This is a genomic window from Allobosea sp. 05T439, assembly GCF_056396005.1.
The window spans coordinates 74,155-90,102 of sequence record NZ_JBFTKP010000017.1; the positions used below are offsets into that span (position 1 = coordinate 74,155).

14 protein-coding genes are annotated in these 15,948 nt (G+C 65.4%); 6 read left to right on the forward strand and 8 right to left on the reverse strand.

Annotated features, from left to right (window positions below):
- Window positions 1–52 precede the first annotated feature (52 nt).
- Window positions 53–817: a sulfite exporter TauE/SafE family protein gene (locus AC1DIO_RS20210; protein WP_476853991.1), complete on the reverse strand. Its 765-nt coding sequence runs from the start codon at window positions 815–817 to the stop codon at window positions 53–55.
- Window positions 818–983: 166 nt separating this feature from the next.
- Between AC1DIO_RS20210 and AC1DIO_RS20215 the strand changes: the two genes are divergently transcribed.
- Window positions 984–2,900: a propionyl-CoA synthetase gene (locus AC1DIO_RS20215; RefSeq protein ID WP_441506986.1), complete on the forward strand. Its 1,917-nt coding sequence runs from the start codon at window positions 984–986 to the stop codon at window positions 2,898–2,900.
- A gap of 42 nt (window positions 2,901–2,942) precedes the next feature.
- Here AC1DIO_RS20215 and AC1DIO_RS20220 read toward each other — a convergent pair whose 3' ends face one another.
- The 3 genes from AC1DIO_RS20220 to AC1DIO_RS20230 all read right to left on the reverse strand — a co-directional run bounded on the left by AC1DIO_RS20220 (window position 2,943) and on the right by AC1DIO_RS20230 (window position 5,848).
- Window positions 2,943–3,827, reverse strand: a complete 885-nt coding sequence (locus AC1DIO_RS20220; RefSeq protein ID WP_476853992.1) for an MBL fold metallo-hydrolase — start codon at window positions 3,825–3,827, stop codon at window positions 2,943–2,945.
- Between the two features lie 43 nt (window positions 3,828–3,870).
- The gene (locus AC1DIO_RS20225; RefSeq protein ID WP_441488192.1) at window positions 3,871–4,596 is read right to left on the reverse strand and encodes a DUF1013 domain-containing protein; all 726 of its coding nucleotides are present in this window, start codon (window positions 4,594–4,596) and stop codon (window positions 3,871–3,873) included.
- A gap of 250 nt (window positions 4,597–4,846) precedes the next feature.
- Window positions 4,847–5,848 carry an NAD(P)H-quinone oxidoreductase gene (locus AC1DIO_RS20230; protein WP_476853993.1) on the reverse strand — a complete coding sequence of 334 codons (1,002 nt, stop codon included), beginning with the start codon at window positions 5,846–5,848 and terminating at the stop codon, window positions 4,847–4,849.
- Window positions 5,849–5,968: 120 nt separating this feature from the next.
- Between AC1DIO_RS20230 and AC1DIO_RS20235 the strand changes: the two genes are divergently transcribed.
- Together AC1DIO_RS20235 and rcdA are read left to right on the forward strand one after the other, a co-directional pair.
- Window positions 5,969–6,169, forward strand: coding sequence for a DUF1192 domain-containing protein (locus AC1DIO_RS20235; protein WP_069879389.1), 201 nt, complete (start codon window positions 5,969–5,971; stop codon window positions 6,167–6,169).
- A gap of 418 nt (window positions 6,170–6,587) precedes the next feature.
- Window positions 6,588–7,118, forward strand: a complete 531-nt coding sequence (rcdA, locus tag AC1DIO_RS20240; protein WP_113513280.1) for a protease adaptor protein RcdA — start codon at window positions 6,588–6,590, stop codon at window positions 7,116–7,118.
- Between the two features lie 119 nt (window positions 7,119–7,237).
- On the opposite strand, the gene rpmE is transcribed toward rcdA, so the two are convergent.
- Window positions 7,238–7,471 carry a 50S ribosomal protein L31 gene (gene rpmE, locus AC1DIO_RS20245; RefSeq protein WP_043238453.1) on the reverse strand — a complete coding sequence of 78 codons (234 nt, stop codon included), beginning with the start codon at window positions 7,469–7,471 and terminating at the stop codon, window positions 7,238–7,240.
- Window positions 7,472–7,616: 145 nt separating this feature from the next.
- Here rpmE and AC1DIO_RS20250 point away from each other — a divergent pair, with 145 nt between their 5' ends.
- Together AC1DIO_RS20250 and AC1DIO_RS20255 are read left to right on the forward strand one after the other, a co-directional pair.
- Window positions 7,617–9,395 (forward strand): ABC transporter transmembrane domain-containing protein, encoded by a 1,779-nt coding sequence (locus AC1DIO_RS20250; RefSeq protein WP_441506989.1) that lies wholly within the window; start codon window positions 7,617–7,619, stop codon window positions 9,393–9,395.
- Between the two features lie 445 nt (window positions 9,396–9,840).
- Window positions 9,841–11,430: an EAL domain-containing protein gene (locus tag AC1DIO_RS20255; RefSeq protein ID WP_441506990.1), complete on the forward strand. Its 1,590-nt coding sequence runs from the start codon at window positions 9,841–9,843 to the stop codon at window positions 11,428–11,430.
- A gap of 12 nt (window positions 11,431–11,442) precedes the next feature.
- Here AC1DIO_RS20255 and pdxR read toward each other — a convergent pair whose 3' ends face one another.
- Window positions 11,443–12,891, reverse strand: coding sequence for a MocR-like pyridoxine biosynthesis transcription factor PdxR (pdxR, locus tag AC1DIO_RS20260; RefSeq protein WP_476770459.1), 1,449 nt, complete (start codon window positions 12,889–12,891; stop codon window positions 11,443–11,445).
- Window positions 12,892–12,973: 82 nt separating this feature from the next.
- Here pdxR and AC1DIO_RS20265 point away from each other — a divergent pair, with 82 nt between their 5' ends.
- Complete coding sequence (locus AC1DIO_RS20265) at window positions 12,974–13,636, forward strand: GNAT family N-acetyltransferase (RefSeq protein ID WP_441488348.1); 663 nt, start codon at window positions 12,974–12,976, stop codon at window positions 13,634–13,636.
- 93 nt (window positions 13,637–13,729) lie between these two features.
- Here the strand turns inward: AC1DIO_RS20265 and AC1DIO_RS20270 are convergent, their stop codons facing one another.
- Together AC1DIO_RS20270 and AC1DIO_RS20275 are read right to left on the reverse strand one after the other, a co-directional pair.
- A complete protein-coding gene (locus AC1DIO_RS20270) occupies window positions 13,730–14,746 on the reverse strand; it encodes a peptidoglycan -binding protein (RefSeq protein ID WP_113513290.1) in 1,017 nt (338 codons plus the stop codon).
- 57 nt (window positions 14,747–14,803) lie between these two features.
- A complete protein-coding gene (locus AC1DIO_RS20275; protein ID WP_441488349.1) occupies window positions 14,804–15,796 on the reverse strand; it encodes a flagellar motor protein MotA in 993 nt (330 codons plus the stop codon).
- Window positions 15,797–15,948: the final 152 nt, after the last annotated feature.

Below are 15,948 nucleotides of genomic sequence, written 5' to 3' on the forward strand. Positions count from 1 at the left end.
TAATCCATCCCTTTTTCCGATGCGGCGCAATCGACGCAGCTGGACTCGTGGGTCAGGGATGGAGGCGCAACGCCAGGAACCCGTCGATGATCAGCTTGCTGCCGACAGCAATCAGCAGCCAGTAGATGATGGTGTAGAAGCGTTCCGCCGGCACGCGGCGCACCAGCCAGACACCGGCAACGGTCGCGAGGATCGCGACCGGAAACAGTGCCGCCGACGCGGCGAGGTTCTCGCGGGTGAACTGGCCGAGCGCGATATAGGGGCCGACTTTCATGAGATTGAGCAGCGCGAAGAAGATCGCGCCGGTGCCAACGAAGGTCGGCGGCGAGAGCCGCTGCGGCATGACGTAGATCTGAAAGGGAGGGCCGCCGGCATGGGCGATCATGCTGGTGAAACCGCAAACCGCGCCCCAGAAGCTGCCGGGCCCAAACGCGGGCTTCGTGACCGGCGACTGCGCCTTGCGGTMGGCGAAGAGCCGACGGCCTGCGAAGGCAACCGAGATGATGCCGACCGAAAGGCCAACCGCGGCATCGGAAACCCGCGATGCCAAGACATAACCCGCAAGCACGCCGAGAAGAGCACCCGGCAGCATCGTCGCGAGGTTGCGTTTGTCGAACTCACGGCGATAGGCCCAGACGCTCACCATGTCCTGGACGATCAGGATGGGCAGCATGATCGCGGCCGCCTGGACCGGCGGGAGCACGAGCGCCATCAGCGGCAGCGAGAGCAGCCCCAGGCCCGAGAAGCCACCCTTGGCGAGCCCGACCAGGATGACGGCAGGCACCATCGCGGCGAGATAGGCTGGGTCGAAGCTCATGGCTGTCCGGGGGGGCGAGGGCGGGAGCGGTCGTGCGCGGATGCGTAGCTAAAGTCTGACGGCGGCGTGCTTGCGCAGGCGGGGGAGAGTGAGCACGATCCCGCGCAAAATCGCCCGACCCGCTTGCCGGGTCTAGGCCAGAACCAGGCGAAGAGGAACGCGTCCGATGAATGCCACGCATGCAAGCCACTATCGCGAAACCTATGCGCGCTGGCAGGCGGATCCGATCGGCTTCTGGCGCGAGGCGGCAGGCGAGATCGAATGGATCAAGCCGCCGCAGGCGATCTTCGATGCCGAAGCCGGTGTCTATGGACGCTGGTTCCCGGATGCGAGCTGCAATACCTGCTTCAATGCGCTCGACCGGCATGTGCGTGACGGGCGGGGCGAGCAGACGGCGCTGATCTATGACAGCCCCGTCACCGGAACCAAGGCGAGCTACAGCTATCGTGATCTGCTCGGCGAGGTCGCGACGCTTGCGGCTGTCCTGCAGGATCTGGGCGTCGGCAAGGGCGACCGCGTCATCATCTACATGCCGATGATCCCGGAGGCAGCCTTTGCCATGCTGGCCTGCGCCCGGATCGGGGCGGTGCATTCGGTGGTGTTCGGCGGCTTCGCCGCCAAGGAACTGGCGACGCGCATCGATGACGCCAGGCCAAAGGTCATCCTGACCGCGACATGCGGCATCGAGCCGACACGCATCGTCGAATACAAGCCGCTGCTCGACGGCGCGATCGCGCTCGCCGCCCACAAGCCGGAAACCTGCATCGTGCTGCAGCGTCCCCAGGCGGACGCCTCCATGCATGTCACGCGCGACCGGAACTGGCGGGCGCTGGTCGCCTCGGCCAAGGCCGCGGGACGCAAGGCCGATTGCGTCGAGGTCGCCGCCACGGACCCGCTCTATGTGCTCTACACCTCGGGCACGACGGGTCGGCCCAAGGGAGTGGTCCGTGACAACGGCGGCCATATGGTCGCGCTGAAATGGACTATGGAGAACCTCTACGGCGTGAAGCCGGGCGAGGTCTTCTTTACCGCGTCCGATGTCGGATGGGTCGTCGGCCATAGCTATATCGTTTATGGCCCGCTGCTGCATGGCGCGACCTCGGTGCTCTATGAGGGCAAGCCGGTCGGCACGCCTGATCCCGGCGCGTTCTGGCGCGTCATTTCCGAACACAAGGCGGTGGCGATGTTCACCGCACCGACGGCGTTTCGCGCGATCCGCAAGGAGGATCCGCAGGCAACCCATCTCGCACGCTACGACCTGTCGCAGTTCCGCACGCTCTTCCTCGCCGGAGAACGGGCCGATCCCGATACGTTGAAATGGGCCGAGGACGTGCTGAAGGTTCCGGTCATCGACCATTGGTGGCAGACCGAGAGCGGCTCCTGCATGGTCGGCAACCCGGTCGGGCTGGAGCTCCTGCCGGTGAAGCATGGATCGCCGACCGTGCCGCTGCCGGGCTATGACGTGCAGTGCCTCGACGAGACCGGAAAACCCGTATCGGCCGGCACGATGGGGGCGATCGTGGTCAAGCTGCCGCTGCCGCCCGGCGCCTTGCCGACGCTGTGGCAGGACGACGAGCGGTTCCGCCAATCCTATCTCACGGCCTTCCCGGGCTATTACAACACCTCGGATGCCGGCTTCATCGACGAGGACGGCTACGTCTTCATCATGGGCCGCACCGACGATATCATCAACGTCGCCGGCCATCGGCTCTCGACCGGTGGCATGGAGGAGGTGCTTGCCTCGCATCCGGCGGTGGCGGAATGCGCCGTGGTTGGTATCAGGGATGCTCTGAAGGGCGAGCAGCCCTGCGGGTTCGTCGTGCTGAAATCGGGCGTGACGCAAAGCCCGGCCGAGGTCGAGAAGGAGCTGGTTGCGCTGGTGCGCGACAAGATCGGCCCGGTTGCTGCCTTCAAGCTCGCGGTGACCGTGGCACGCCTGCCGAAGACACGCTCCGGCAAGATCCTGCGCGCGACGATGAAGAAGATCGCCGATGGCGAGGAATATGCCGTACCGGCGACGATCGACGATCCTGTCGTGCTCGACGAGATCGGCGAGGTCCTCAAGGCGAGAGGCGTTGGCTAGTCCGAGGGCGAGACAGGATTGCCTGGCTCGCGATGACGCGGCTCAGATCCCGATCGTCGCGCCATTCCAGCGCAGCAGTCGTTCGCCGACATCGAGCGCCATCAGATCCTCGCCAACAATCAGCGGGCCGGCATAACCTGCCGTCCTGATCTMGCGGGCAAGCCGGGAGGTGTCGGCGCCGGGCGGTACCAGATGCGTCAGCGCGAGCATGCCTGCGCCGGCCTGCGTCGCCAGTTTCGCCACCACGGCGGGGGTCATGTGATAGGCCTGTACGGCCGCCACGGTCTCGGCCGAGCGAATACCGGCGACGACAGGCATCTCACTGTCGATGAAGACCTCGCAGACCAGCAGATCGCAATTCTGCGCGGCGCGTTCGAGCGACGGTGTCAGGCGCGTGTCGCCCGAGAAGACAAGGCTGCTGCCTGCCAGCGAAATCGCGAGTCCGAAAGCGGGCTCGACAGGCCGGTGATCAACCAGGAAGGCGTCGATCGCGAGTTCGCCCAGCCCGGAGACGATGCCTTCGCGCAGCTCCTCGAACTGCACATCGAGCCCCGTGGCGTCGGGCCGCTTCTCGAAGGCAATGCGCAAGGCGCGTTCGCGGGCAAAGCCCTCGTATTGCGCGCGCATATTGGCAAGTGCGGGGGCAGGGGCCAGCACACGCCAGGGGCGGGCGCGGCCCTGATGCCAGGATGAGACCACAAGTTGGTAGAAATCGACCAGATGGTCGGAATGCTCATGCGTGACGATGAGCAGGTCGATATCGGTGCCGCGATGGCCGGCGGCGACCAGGCGCTGGCTCACGCCCGAGCCGCAATCGATCAGGATCTTGCGTCCGGCCCCCTGGACGAGATGGGACGGGCCGGCCCGGCGCAGGCTGACCGGCGGCGCGCCCGTGCCGAGAAAGGTGAAGGCAAGATCGGATGCCAAGGCCATTCTCCGCGACAGGCAGGCCGCTCGGTCGTCAGCGACCTCAGATCTCGTCGTCCTCGTCGGCCGGACGCTTGAGCTGCTTCAGCTTGGCGAAGACGGAATCGACGTCGATCGCCGCTTCCTCCTCGCGCTTCGGCTTGCTCATATCAGCGAAAGGCTGGCTCGCATGGACCGGCTCCCGCGCGGTGGTCTCCTCGGCCGGGAGCAAGGTCGAGCCTGCCTCCGCAAGGGCGGCCGGGCGATCCTTGGCCGCACGACCGACCTCGAAGTCGAGATCGATCTGCGAGCTGAGCCCGAGGCTGACCGGGTCGACCGGCGTCAGGGTCTGCGCGTTCCAGTGGGTGCGGTCGCGGATCTGGGCGATGGTCGATTTCGTCGTGCCGATCAGGCGGATGATCTGCGCGTCCTTGAGCTCGGGATGGTTGCGCAGCAGCCAGAGGATCGCGTTCGGGCGGTCCTGGCGCTTGGAAACCGGAGTGTAGCGCGGCCCCTTGGCGCGCTTGATCTCCGGCACCTTCACCTTGCGCTCGGCAAGCCGGAGATGGTGGTTCGGGTTCTTGGCGGCGCGCTCGAGCTCCTCACGGGTGAGCTGACCAGAGGTGATCGGGTCGAGGCCCTTGATGCCGGCGGCGACTTCGCCATCGGCGATGCCGCGAACTTCGAGCGGGTGGAGTTTGCAGAACTCGGCGATCTGCTCGAAGGTCAGCGACGTGTTTTCCACGAGCCAGACCGCAGTGGCTTTCGGCATCAGCGGGGGTTGTGACACGGCATCGTCTCCTGGATCTCGAAGGCCGGCGGCTTACGCCGGATCAGGGTCGCGGACAAAAGCTCTCATGCGCCGACCGGCCTCCTCGGCCGGCCATCCAAATCATCAGCGATGAGCAGGATGCGGGCGTTATATGCAAAGCCATGAAGGCTGTCCAAGAAAAAGCGCGGAAGGCGCCGGTGGCTCAGACAGCCCTATGATCGATGACAGCGCCGGCCGGCAAGGCGAGCACTGATATCGCGGCTGCGGGTCACATCGTCAGGACGATCTTGCCGATATGGGCGTTGCTCTCCATCAGGCGATGCCCGGCCGCGGCCTCTGCCAAGGGGAAGGTCGCATGGATCATGGGTTTGCAGCGGCCCTGGGCCAGCAGGGGCCAGACCTTGGCCTCCAGCTCGACGGCGATGGCTGCCTTCTCGGCGATGGTGCGCGGGCGCAGTGTCGAGCCGGTATGGGTCAGGCGCTTCATCATCAGCCGACGGAAATCGACCTCCGCCTTGGGGCCGTTCAGAAAGGCGATCTGGACGATCCGGCCGCTCTCGGCCGCTGCCTCGTAATTGCGGGAAATGTAGTCGCCGCCGACCATATCCAGGATCAGGTCGATGCCGTGCCCGCCGGTGGCCTCCTTCGCGGCGCTGACGAAATCCTGCTCCCGGTAGTTGATCGCGACATCGGCACCGAGTTCGCGGCAGGCCGCGCATTTCTCATCCGAGCCCGCGGTTGCGATKACCGTCGCGCCAAAGGCCTTTGCGAGCTGGATCGCCGTGGTGCCGATGCCCGAGCTGCCGCCATGGACCATGAAGCTCTCGCCGCTCTTTAACCGGCCACGCTGGAAGACGTTGGTCCAGACGGTGAAATAGGTCTCGGGAATCGCGGCCGCCTCGATCAGCGACAGCCCGGCGGGGACTGGCAGGGCATTGCTCTCGTGGACGCTTGCATATTGGGCATAGCCGCCGCCGGCGACGAGCCCGCAGACCCGGTCTCCCAACGCGAAGCGGCCGACGCCATCGCCGACCGCCACGACCCTGCCCGCGATCTCGAGGCCGGGGATATCCGAGGCGCMGGGCGGGGGAGCGTAGCCGCCGAGCCGCTGCAGGACATCGGGCCGGTTGATGCCGGCGGCCGCAACTTCGACGAGAACCTCGCCTGCGGCCGGTTTCGGCACGGGCCGTGTTTCAGGACGCAACACGTCAGGGCCGCCGGGGGCCGCAAAGCCGATGGCGGTCATCGTCTCGGGAAGGATTGGCATCACGTCTGGTTGTCCCTCTTTGGTCATGAGGCGTCCGCATCTGACGCCTGCTTCGCAGAGATAGTGGCCTTGCGGCGGCGAGCCGGCTAGTCTCCGCCGTCGCGTTTCGAAAATGAGGCAGCCATGTCGATATTTTCAGAGGATGACCGCCCCGCGCCGCAACCCATTCACCAGATCGGGCAGGATCTTGCGATGCTGTCGCTCGCGGAGATCGATCAACGCATCGAGGCGCTCAAGACCGAGATCGCGCGCCTGATGGAGATCAGGGCCAAAAAGGATGCCTCGCGCTCKGCTGCGGATGCCTTTTTCCGCAAGATAGGCTGAGGCAGGGGCTCGCGGCACGAATAGCTCAGGCTTCGTCGTGCCAGGATTCCATAAGCGCGCATCGACCGGGCCGACTGGCGCGGGAGGAGGGCAATCGTCGCCCGATCCTGCCGTTTCCTTGCGCAAATATGCTCGCGCGGCGGCGTTCTTAACCGCTCCTTAACGATTCCAAAGTATGAATCCGATCATCCAGTTTCTCTGGATGTCGAGTGGCTCCTGCCCACTCTGTTTGACGCCTCCCTGTTGACCTTCGAGCCGCCTTCGGGGCGGCTCTTTTTTGGCCTTCATGGCGTGTTAAGGTTAACAACATCTTACCAGAGTCTCGACAATGCAACGGCGCTATTCTTGCCGTTGTGACGGTATCAATCCGTGGCGCGTCCCAGACGCACACGCCTTTGTGCCGATTGGAGACGTCGCGATGACCGATATGACGCTGCTGAAGTCCGGGCCGGATGAAGGCGCACTTTCCTTTGCAAGGGGCTTCGTCAAATCGGACGGCTTCATGCTGCTGTTTCGCGAGGGCATGGCGCTGGTCGAGCTGACGGCGAGCTACCTCGATGGCGACGGCCGCGCCGAGTCGGCGGCACTCCCGCGCGATGTTGCGCTGACCTATGCGACCGAAAGCATGCGCCTGACGACGCGGCTGATGCAGATCGCCTCCTGGCTCCTGGTGCAGCGCGCCGTGGCCGAAGGAGAGATGACCGCAGAGCAGGCTCGGCTGGAGAAGAACAAAGTCAAGATCGCCGAGCCGATGCTGTCGCCGGTGCAGGAAGAGGCGATGCGCCTGCCGCAGAGGCTGCGCGATCTGATTGCCCACTCCATCCGTCTGCAGGACCGCATCCGCCACCTCGAAGGGCTGATGTCCGGTTCAGACGTGTTCGAGGTCACTCCGAACCCCGTCCAGAGCCAGATCCGCAGCCTGCAATCGCGGCTCGCCCTGCTCAACTGAGCCTGATGCGCGGGGCTCGCGACCGCGACCAATCGCCGCCCGACACGCAAAAAGCCCGGCCGCTAGGCCGGGCTTTTGTGTTTGCAGGCTGCGTCGATCGGGGACGATCGACGGCCGAATTACTTCTTGCCGAGCGCGCTGAGGGCGCCGAAGCGCGAATTGAAGCGCGAGACGCGGCCGCCGCGGTCCATCAGCTGCTGGGTGCCGCCGGTCCAGGCCGGGTGGGTCTTCGGGTCGATGTCGAGATTGAGGGTGTCCCCCTCCTTGCCGAGCGTCGAACGCGTGAAGTATTCGGTGCCATCGGTCATGACGACCTTGATGGTGTGGTAGTCGGGATGGATGCCGGTCTTCATGGCGAAATCCTCAATCGTAAGCGGGCACGGTCGATAACCAGGCTAGCTGGCCGGCCCGTCGAACAATTCGTATGAGCCTGTCGTGAAGTCGCCAGCGCAATAGCGCAGGCGAAGCGACAGCGCAAGCATGACAGGACAGTGAAGCGTGGCCGAAGATAACGAAGACCAGAAAAAGACGCGCCCCGATTTCCATTCTCTCTCCTCCTTCTGGCCCTATGCGCTGGCGCAGAAGGGGCGGATCGCGCTGGCCATCCTCGCACTGATCGTCGCCTCGGGCGCGACTCTGGTGCTGCCGCTCGCGGTCCGTCGCGTCATCGATGTCGGGTTCTCCGGCGGCGATCAGGCGCTCGCCCACAATTATTTCATGCTGCTGATCGGGGTCGTCGCCGTGCTGGCACTGGCGAGCTCGGCGCGATTCTATCTGGTGATGACGATCGGCGAGCGCATCGTTTCCAGCCTGCGCGCCGATGTCTTCACCCATCTGACCCGGCTCGAGCCCGCATTCTTCGATTCGAGCCGCGCCGGCGACCTCGTCTCGCGCCTTACGGCGGATACGACGCAGATCAAATCGGCCTTCGGTTCGGCTGCCTCGATCGCATTGCGCAATGGCATCATGTTTCTCGGTGCCCTGGCGCTCATGGTCGTGACGAGCCCCCAGCTTTCGGCCATCGTCATCGCCGCGATCCCGCTGATCGTGCTGCCGCTGGTCTTCTCCGGACGCTCGGTCCGGCGCCGGGCGCGGGCGGCGCAGGATCGTCTGGCCGATGCCTCGGCCTTCGCCTCGGAGGCGGTCGGTGCGATCCGCACCATGCAATCCTTCGGGGCCGAGCGGCAGACGGCCCGGGCCTTCGAGAGTGCCTCGAACGATGCCTATGCGGCCTCGCGCTCCGCGACGCGCTCGCGTGCCATCCTCTCAGGCGTCGCGATCTTCCTGGTCAGCGCCAGCGTGGTCTGCGTGCTCTGGGTCGGCGCGATGGATGTCTTTGCCGGCCGGATGACTGGCGGCAGGCTCTCGCAATTCGTGCTCTACGCGGTGCTGGCTGCGAGTTCGCTCGGACAGCTCTCGGAGGTTTATGGCGAGATTTCGGCCGCCACCGGTGCCGCCGGGCGCCTCGGCGAAATCCTCGCGACCAAACCGGCGATCACCGCTCCTGTGCATCCAAAGCCGATGCCCGAGCCATCGCTCGGTGAACTCGCCTTCGAACGCGTCTCCTTCTCCTATCCTGGGCGGACGGTCCTGGCGCTGCACGAGATGTCCTTCAGCGTCCGCCCGGGCGAGCGCATTGCCCTGGTTGGCCCATCCGGTGCCGGCAAGAGCACGGTGCTGCAGCTTGCGCTGCGCTTCTTTGATCCGGCGGAAGGCCGCATCATGGTCGACGGCGTCGCCGGGACCGACGCCGATCCGGAAGCCTGGCGGCAGCGCTTCGCGCTGGTGCCGCAGGAACCGACCGTGTTCGGTGTCTCGGTGCGGGACAATATCGCCTATGGCCGCCCCGGTGCGAGCCGCGAGGAGGTCGAGGAAGCCGCCCGCCTGGCCGCAGCCGACGGCTTCATCCGTGCTCTGCCGCAGGGTTACGACACTGTCGTCGGCGAGCGTGGCGTCACGCTCTCGGGCGGCCAGCGCCAGCGTCTGGCGATCGCCCGGGCGGTGCTGAAAGATGCGCCGATCCTGCTGTTGGACGAGGCCACCTCCGCGCTCGATTCGGAAAGCGAACGCGCGGTCCAGGATGCGCTCGACCGGCTGATGCAGGGCCGCACCACGCTGGTGGTCGCCCATAGGCTCGCCACCATCCTTTCTGCCGATCGCATCCTGGTTCTGGACGAGGGCCAGGTGGTGGAGGAGGGCACCCACGCGGAGCTCAAGGCGAGAGGTGGGCTCTATGCCAGGCTGGCTGCCCTGCAATTCGGGCTGGAGGCGGCGTAGCCGAGCGCCCCGGGCGCAATCTGGGCCGATGCCCAGCAATCCCGGTTTTGCGACCCGATGACGGCGGCCACGCCGTCATCGTACCCGGGCTCTTTGCTTTGTCCTCCTGCATGGCGGCGGGAGCTCGCGCCTCAATCGGATCGCCTCAAGGTCGGAGCGCTCCACGCAAGCCGCGTCGCGGGATTCAAGCGAGGCATCGCACGGCACGAGTAGAGGCTCCGTCTTGCGAGGTGAAACGGCTGGCTCTCGGAGATGTCCGGCTGTTCGCGCCGATCAAACGCGTCAGGGAATTGTAACGCCCTTGTCATTCCTGCAGGGCGCCGATTCACTATTCCTGCAGTTCGACAAGACATCGGCTCCGTCTGTGACGCAAATTGCGCAGCAGTTCCGGAACCCGTACGCTCCGCTCGTTGATGGGGTGCACGCCATTCGCGAAGGCGCAAGCGTGAAGCGTTTTCACATCATCCTTGTCGCGTCAGTGCTAGCCCTGGTCGGCGCAGTCCTTCCGATCGCCGTGATGCTCCATATTTCCTGGACGCTTGCCGTCCGCGCCGAGCAGGCCCGGCTGGAGCTGTTTGCCAAGCGGGTGATCGTGCGCGCGGAGACGGCCTTCGCCGGGGCGAGCGAGGCCCTCCGGACCATCGCCGGCACTCCGTATGAGCCTTGCACCGAGGAGCATATTGCCGCGATGCGCAGGCTCGCGATCAACAACCGCTCGATCGACGAGGTTGGGTATTTTCGCGACGGAATCCTGAAATGTACATCCTGGGGTCAGACGGCTGACAGGATTGCCCACTCTCCCGGCGACTACGTGACGGCAGACGGCATCGAGGTCATCGTCAGGATGATGCCGATGGTGAGCGGCGGCGATGCCAGGATGGCGCTGCACCACGGGGACTACAATGTCCTGATCGACCCGGTGCGCCTGGTTGACGTGATCGTCGACCCCGGCATCAAGATCGCCGTCGGCAACGAACAGGGCGTGCTGATCGGTGCCCTGAACGATCCAGATCCCGGGGTGCTGCGCGAGCTGCTCGCCAATCCGCGCACGGGCATGGATGATCACAACATCTTTGCAGCAGCCCGCGCTCAAGGCTGGGTCGCAGTGGCGGCCCAGTCGCGCGAGAGCCTGTTGAGGCCCCTCCGGCGGGAACGAATGCTGCTTCTGCCGGTCGGGGCCTTCATCGCGGCCTTCATCGTCGGCATCATCATCTGGCTGTCCCGAAAGCGCCTGTCTCCGTTGGGGGAGTTGACGATCGCGGTGCGCAACCGCGAATTCATCGTGCATTATCAGCCGATCATCGAGCTCGAGACCGGCATCTGCGTCGGTGCCGAGGCCCTCGTGCGTTGGCGGCGCCCCGATGGCTCCCTGGTGCAGCCGGATCTCTTTGTTCCGCTTGCGGAAGAAAGCGGGCTGATCATGCCGATCACCGATCAGATCATCGACGTGGTGATCCTCGATATGAAGGCGCTGCTGGTGACCGACCGGTCCTTGCACATCGCGGTCAATCTCTGTGCGGACGATATCAAGACCGGGCGGATTCTGTCGTTCATCCAGACCGCGCTCGCGCCGACGGGCATAAGGCCGCAGCAGATCTGGCTCGAGGCGACCGAGCGCGGCTTCATCGATATCAATCCGGCGCGGGAGACGATCATTCAGGCCCGCAAGCTCGGTCATTCCGTGGCGATCGACGATTTCGGGACGGGTTATTCGAGCCTGCAATATCTGCAGGGCCTGCCGCTGGACGCCCTCAAGATCGACAAATCCTTCATCGACACGATCGGCCGGAACACGGCGACCAGTTCGGTGACCTCTCACATCATCGACATGGCCAAGACGCTGAACCTGTTCATCGTCGCAGAAGGCGTCGAAACCCGGGAGCAGTTCGATTACCTGCTCGATCACGGCGTGCATTTTGCCCAAGGCTGGTTCTTTGCAAAACCGCTCCCCGCCAAGGAGTTCATCGCCTTCTATCACGACAGGCAGGCGAGCCACGGTTCGGGGCCCGATGTCATCCGGCGCGCCGCCGCCTGAACGGTCTCGCGGTTACGCCGGGAGCAACCGACCGAGTTTCGCCACAACCTCCTCGACCGTGTCGGCGGTCACGCGCGAGATGCCGAAGACGAGCCCGGTCCGGGGCGGACCAAGATGGAAGCGCGACATGGGCTGCATCGCATAGCCGTGCTGGCTGAGATGGTGAGCCGTGGCGCGATCATCGGCACGCTGATCCTTGAACCATGCGGCCAGCTGGAGGCCACCTGTACCGCCGCCGAGGTGCAGAACCTGACCGCAATGATGGCTCAGGGCCGCCATACTCATGGCCATGCGCGCGGCATAGGCAGCGTTCATCTTGCGAATATAGGCGCGCAGCCGCCCCTCTCGGATGAAATCGGCAAGCGCCGCCTGAACATGGATCGGTACAACCGCGCCTCGGAGTTGCAGGCCGACATGGGCGTCTTCCAGCAGCCAGGGTGGAACGATCGCATAGGCGACCCTTACCCCCGGTGCCAGAACCTTCGAGAACGTGCCGAGATAGGCGACGACATTGTTCCGATCGATGCCCTGCAGCGCCGCGATCGAGCGGGATGCGTACTGGAATTCGCTGTCGTAATCGTCCTCGATGATCAGAGCTCCGCTGGCTTGCGCGACCTCCAGCAAGGCCAGTCGTCGTTGCAGGCTCATCGTTGCGCCAGTGGGGTATTGATGCGAGGGCGTGACATAGATCAGCCGCGCCGGCGGGCCGGAGGCCTTGCTGACATCGATCCCTGCACTGTCGCAGGGGACCGGGACGATGCGTGCTCCGGCCGCCTGCAGCAAGGCCCGTGCCGCCGGGTATCCTGGCTCTTCCATCCAGGCGATGCTGGCATCGCTTGCGGCGGGTTGGAGCCGGATGGACGCGAGCAGGCCGATCGCCGCCCTGGTCGAGGGAAGGACGAGGACCTGCTCAGGCCGCGCGACAACCCCGCGCCGGTCGGCGACATGAGCGATGATCGCTTCCTGCAACTCGCGGATGCCACCGGCGTCGCCGTAGCCGAGATCGTGAATCCGCAGCGAGCGGGCTCGGGCGCCCAGGCATCGCGCCCAGGTTGCGTGCGGAAAACCGGCCAGGTCCGGGATGCCGGGCTCGAAGAGTTTCTGGGCGGGCGGTTCGGCGCTCGGCCATGGAGTGGTCGGCTCGGCGCGATCCGGTCCCGGGGAGGGCAGCTTCGCAACGGGGGCAACGCGACTGGCCGATCCGGACGCGGCCTCAAGATATCCTTCCGCTTTGAGCCGGTCATAGGCCAGGACGACCGTCGAGCGGGCGACACCAAGAGCGTTGGCCAAAACGCGCGTCGACGGCAGGCGCTGACCTGCAAGCAATTGGCCCTGCAGGATGCGGTCCCGTACCGCGCGGTAGACCTGTCCTTCTAGATCGCCCGCGGCCCGATCGAGCGGAGACCACACCGGATGCGGAGGTGTTGTCGCGACGTCCAAAGTGGTCTGATGAAAATCCATGAAGTGGCAGTTTATGTCCTACCGGCAATCCCGACAACTGTCGCCGGTTCCGGTCTTCAGCCCGGTTCGACATCAGGAACGCATCATGGATCTCTCACATTGGAAGGGCGTGCCGCGTCCGGAACGCGTAGCGCTGGATGGGCGATACACTCGGCTCGAGCCGCTGGAGGCTGCGCGGCACGGTAAGGATCTCTTCGCCTCAGCCCAGCAACCAGGCGCGGAGGACCGCTTCCGCTATCTGTTCGAGGAGGCGCCGGCCGATCTGGCAGCCTTCGGTCCCTGGCTCGAGAAGGCGTCAGCCTCGCCCGATCCGCTGTTCTTTGCCGTGATCGACAAGAGGACCGGTCGGGCCGAGGGACGCCAGGCGCTGATGCGGATCGAGCCTGCACATGGTGTGATTGAGATCGGCAACATTCTGTGGGGACCCGCGATCGCTCGCGGTCGCGTCGCGACCGAGGCGCTCTATCTCTTTGCCAGCCATGCCTTCGACACGCTCGGCTATCGCCGTTTCGAGTGGAAGTGCAATAACCTCAACGAGCCCTCGAAGCGCGCCGCGCAGCGCTTCGGCTTCACGCCGGAGGGCGTGTTCCGCCAGCACATGGTCACCAAGGGGCGAAACCGCGATACGGCCTGGTTCGCGATGGTCGATGGCGACTGGCCGCGCCTGAAGGCCGGCTACGAGGCCTGGCTCAGCCCGGATAATTTCGACGAGACCGGCCAGCAGCGTTCGAAGCTGGCATTTTAGGATTGGCGCCAGCGTCTCGCATGCCCTTCCGGTCAAGGCGTTTGGCTGGATGGGCGCGATACGGGGTGGGGAGGCCGCAGGAGCGGCTTTCCCCTACCGCTCCGTGATCTTGAACTCGATCCTGCGATTGCGGCGATAGGCTTCGTCGTTGCTGGCGAGATCGAGGGGTTGGAACTCGCCGAACCCGGTTGCAGCGATGCGATCGGCGGGGAGGCCGCGTGTGATCAGATACTCGACAACCGCGACCGCACGCGCCGTCGACAGGCTCCAGTTGGACGGGAACTGTGCGGAGCGGATCGGGCGTGCGTCGGTGTGGCCGTCGACGCGCAGGATCCACGGGATATCGGGTGGCATCTCATGGCCGAGATCGGTCAGGATGGTTGCGAGCTTGTCGAGTTCGGCCTTTCCTTCAGGCTTCAGCACGGCTTGGCCGGCATCGAAGAACACCTCTGACTGGAAGACGAAACGGTCCCCGACGACGCGGATGTCGGGACGTGCACCGAGCACCTGCCTGAGACGGCCGAAGAAGTCGGAACGATAGCGCGCCAGTTCCTGCACGCGCTGGGCGAGGGCGACATTCAGGCGCGAGCCGAGATCGGCAATACGGGCCTGCGATTCCTTGTCCTTGGCTTCGGAAGCCTCGATGGCCTGCTCGAGCGCAGCGAGTTGCCGGCGCATGGCCTGGATCTGCATGTTGACCTGCTCGACCGTCGCCTGGGCTCTCGCCGAGAGCTGCTTCTCCGCGTCGAGCGCTTTCTGGGTGTCGGCAAGCTGGGCTGGTCCGTTCGTCGCCTGCGCTTCGAGCGCACCCTGCAAGCGGCCGCGCTCGCTCTGTTCGCGCGTCAGGGTCGATTGCATCAGGAGCAGGTTCTCCTGGGCCTGCCGGTTGGAGACGCGCTCCAGCGCAAGCAGGTCGGACAGCTCTGATATCTGGCGATTCAGCCGTTCCAGCGCGGTGTCCTTGCCGGTCAATTCCTGCGACAGGAAGAACTGACCGAGCACGAAGACCGAGAGCAGGAAGACAATGCCGATCAGCATCGTCGAGAGGGCATCGACGAAGCCGGGCCAGAAATTCAGCTGCTCACGGCGGTAGGTGCGAGACAAAGCCATGGCTTCAGGCCTCCTTCGGCTTCGCGTACGCCTTCGTCAATGAGCCCGACGAGCGGATCATGGCTCGGAGACGCCGTTTGCGGTCAGCCGCTCGATCAGGCGCTTCAGATCCTTCTCGCGCGCAGCCTGCGCCTCGACCCAATCGCGGATCAGCTGCTGTTCGGCGCGCATATGCTGGACCAGCCCCTGCACGCCTTCGGCAAGGTTCGAGATGGCCTGAGTGGCGGCGCGGTTATTGGGGCCGTCGGCCAGCGCTGCACTGAGCCGGTCGAGCTTGTCGCCGAGATTGCGGCCGATCTCGGGGGCGAAGCCGGGGGCCGCGACGGCCGAGGCCGCCTCCCGGCTGCGCGAGCCGAGCCAGCTCTCGAGTTCGTTGCGGAAGCGGCGCTGTGCCTGGCCGACCTGCAGTTCCAGGAAGCCGAGGATCAGCGAGCCCGCGATGCCGAAGAGCGAAGACGAAAAGGAGAGGCCCATGCCGGCAAGCGGTGCGGCAAGGCCGGCCTTGAGTTCGTCGAAGAGCACGCCGGCTTCAGCGCCGGTGCGCAGGCTCTTGATGACGTTTCCGACCGAGCTCACGGTTTCGAGGAGGCCCCAGAAGGTGCCGAGCAGGCCGAGGAAGACAAGCAGGCCTGCGAGATAGCGCAGGACCTCACGACCGTCGTCGAGCCTGACCGCAATCGATTCGAGTACGGAGGCCGCTTGAGTGGGGGCGAGGGTCCCGGCGTCGAGGGCCGGCAGCACGGGACCGAGCGGGGCAATGACCTGGCCGCGCTCGACATCGGCGAGCCCGGGCGCTGCGGCGAGGCGGGTCGCAGCGGCCGCTTCGCTGTTGACGCGCCAGAGCTCACGCAGTGCGATCAGCGCTCCGACCAGGAGCGCGCCGAGGATGAGCCCGTTGAGACCGGGATTGGTCATGAAGGCCGTGACGAGGCCGCCCTGGAGGATGAAGCCCAGGAATCCGATCAGGGCAAGGAACAGGATTGCGCGGATCGCGTAGCGCAGCGGCCGCGAAAAGCGGGTGGTTTCCCGTGTCGTCGCGACCGTGCCCATCTCGGCCGCTGGGACCTCTCTGTCCATGCCTCGTCTTCCGTTCGCCTGGAGCCTGCCACTCCCGGGTGATCCCGAGCCGGCGTCTCTCATCAACCATCCGGCCGTCAGCGGGGTGGACCCGAATCCGGTCACCCCTGTCCACGGCCTCAACG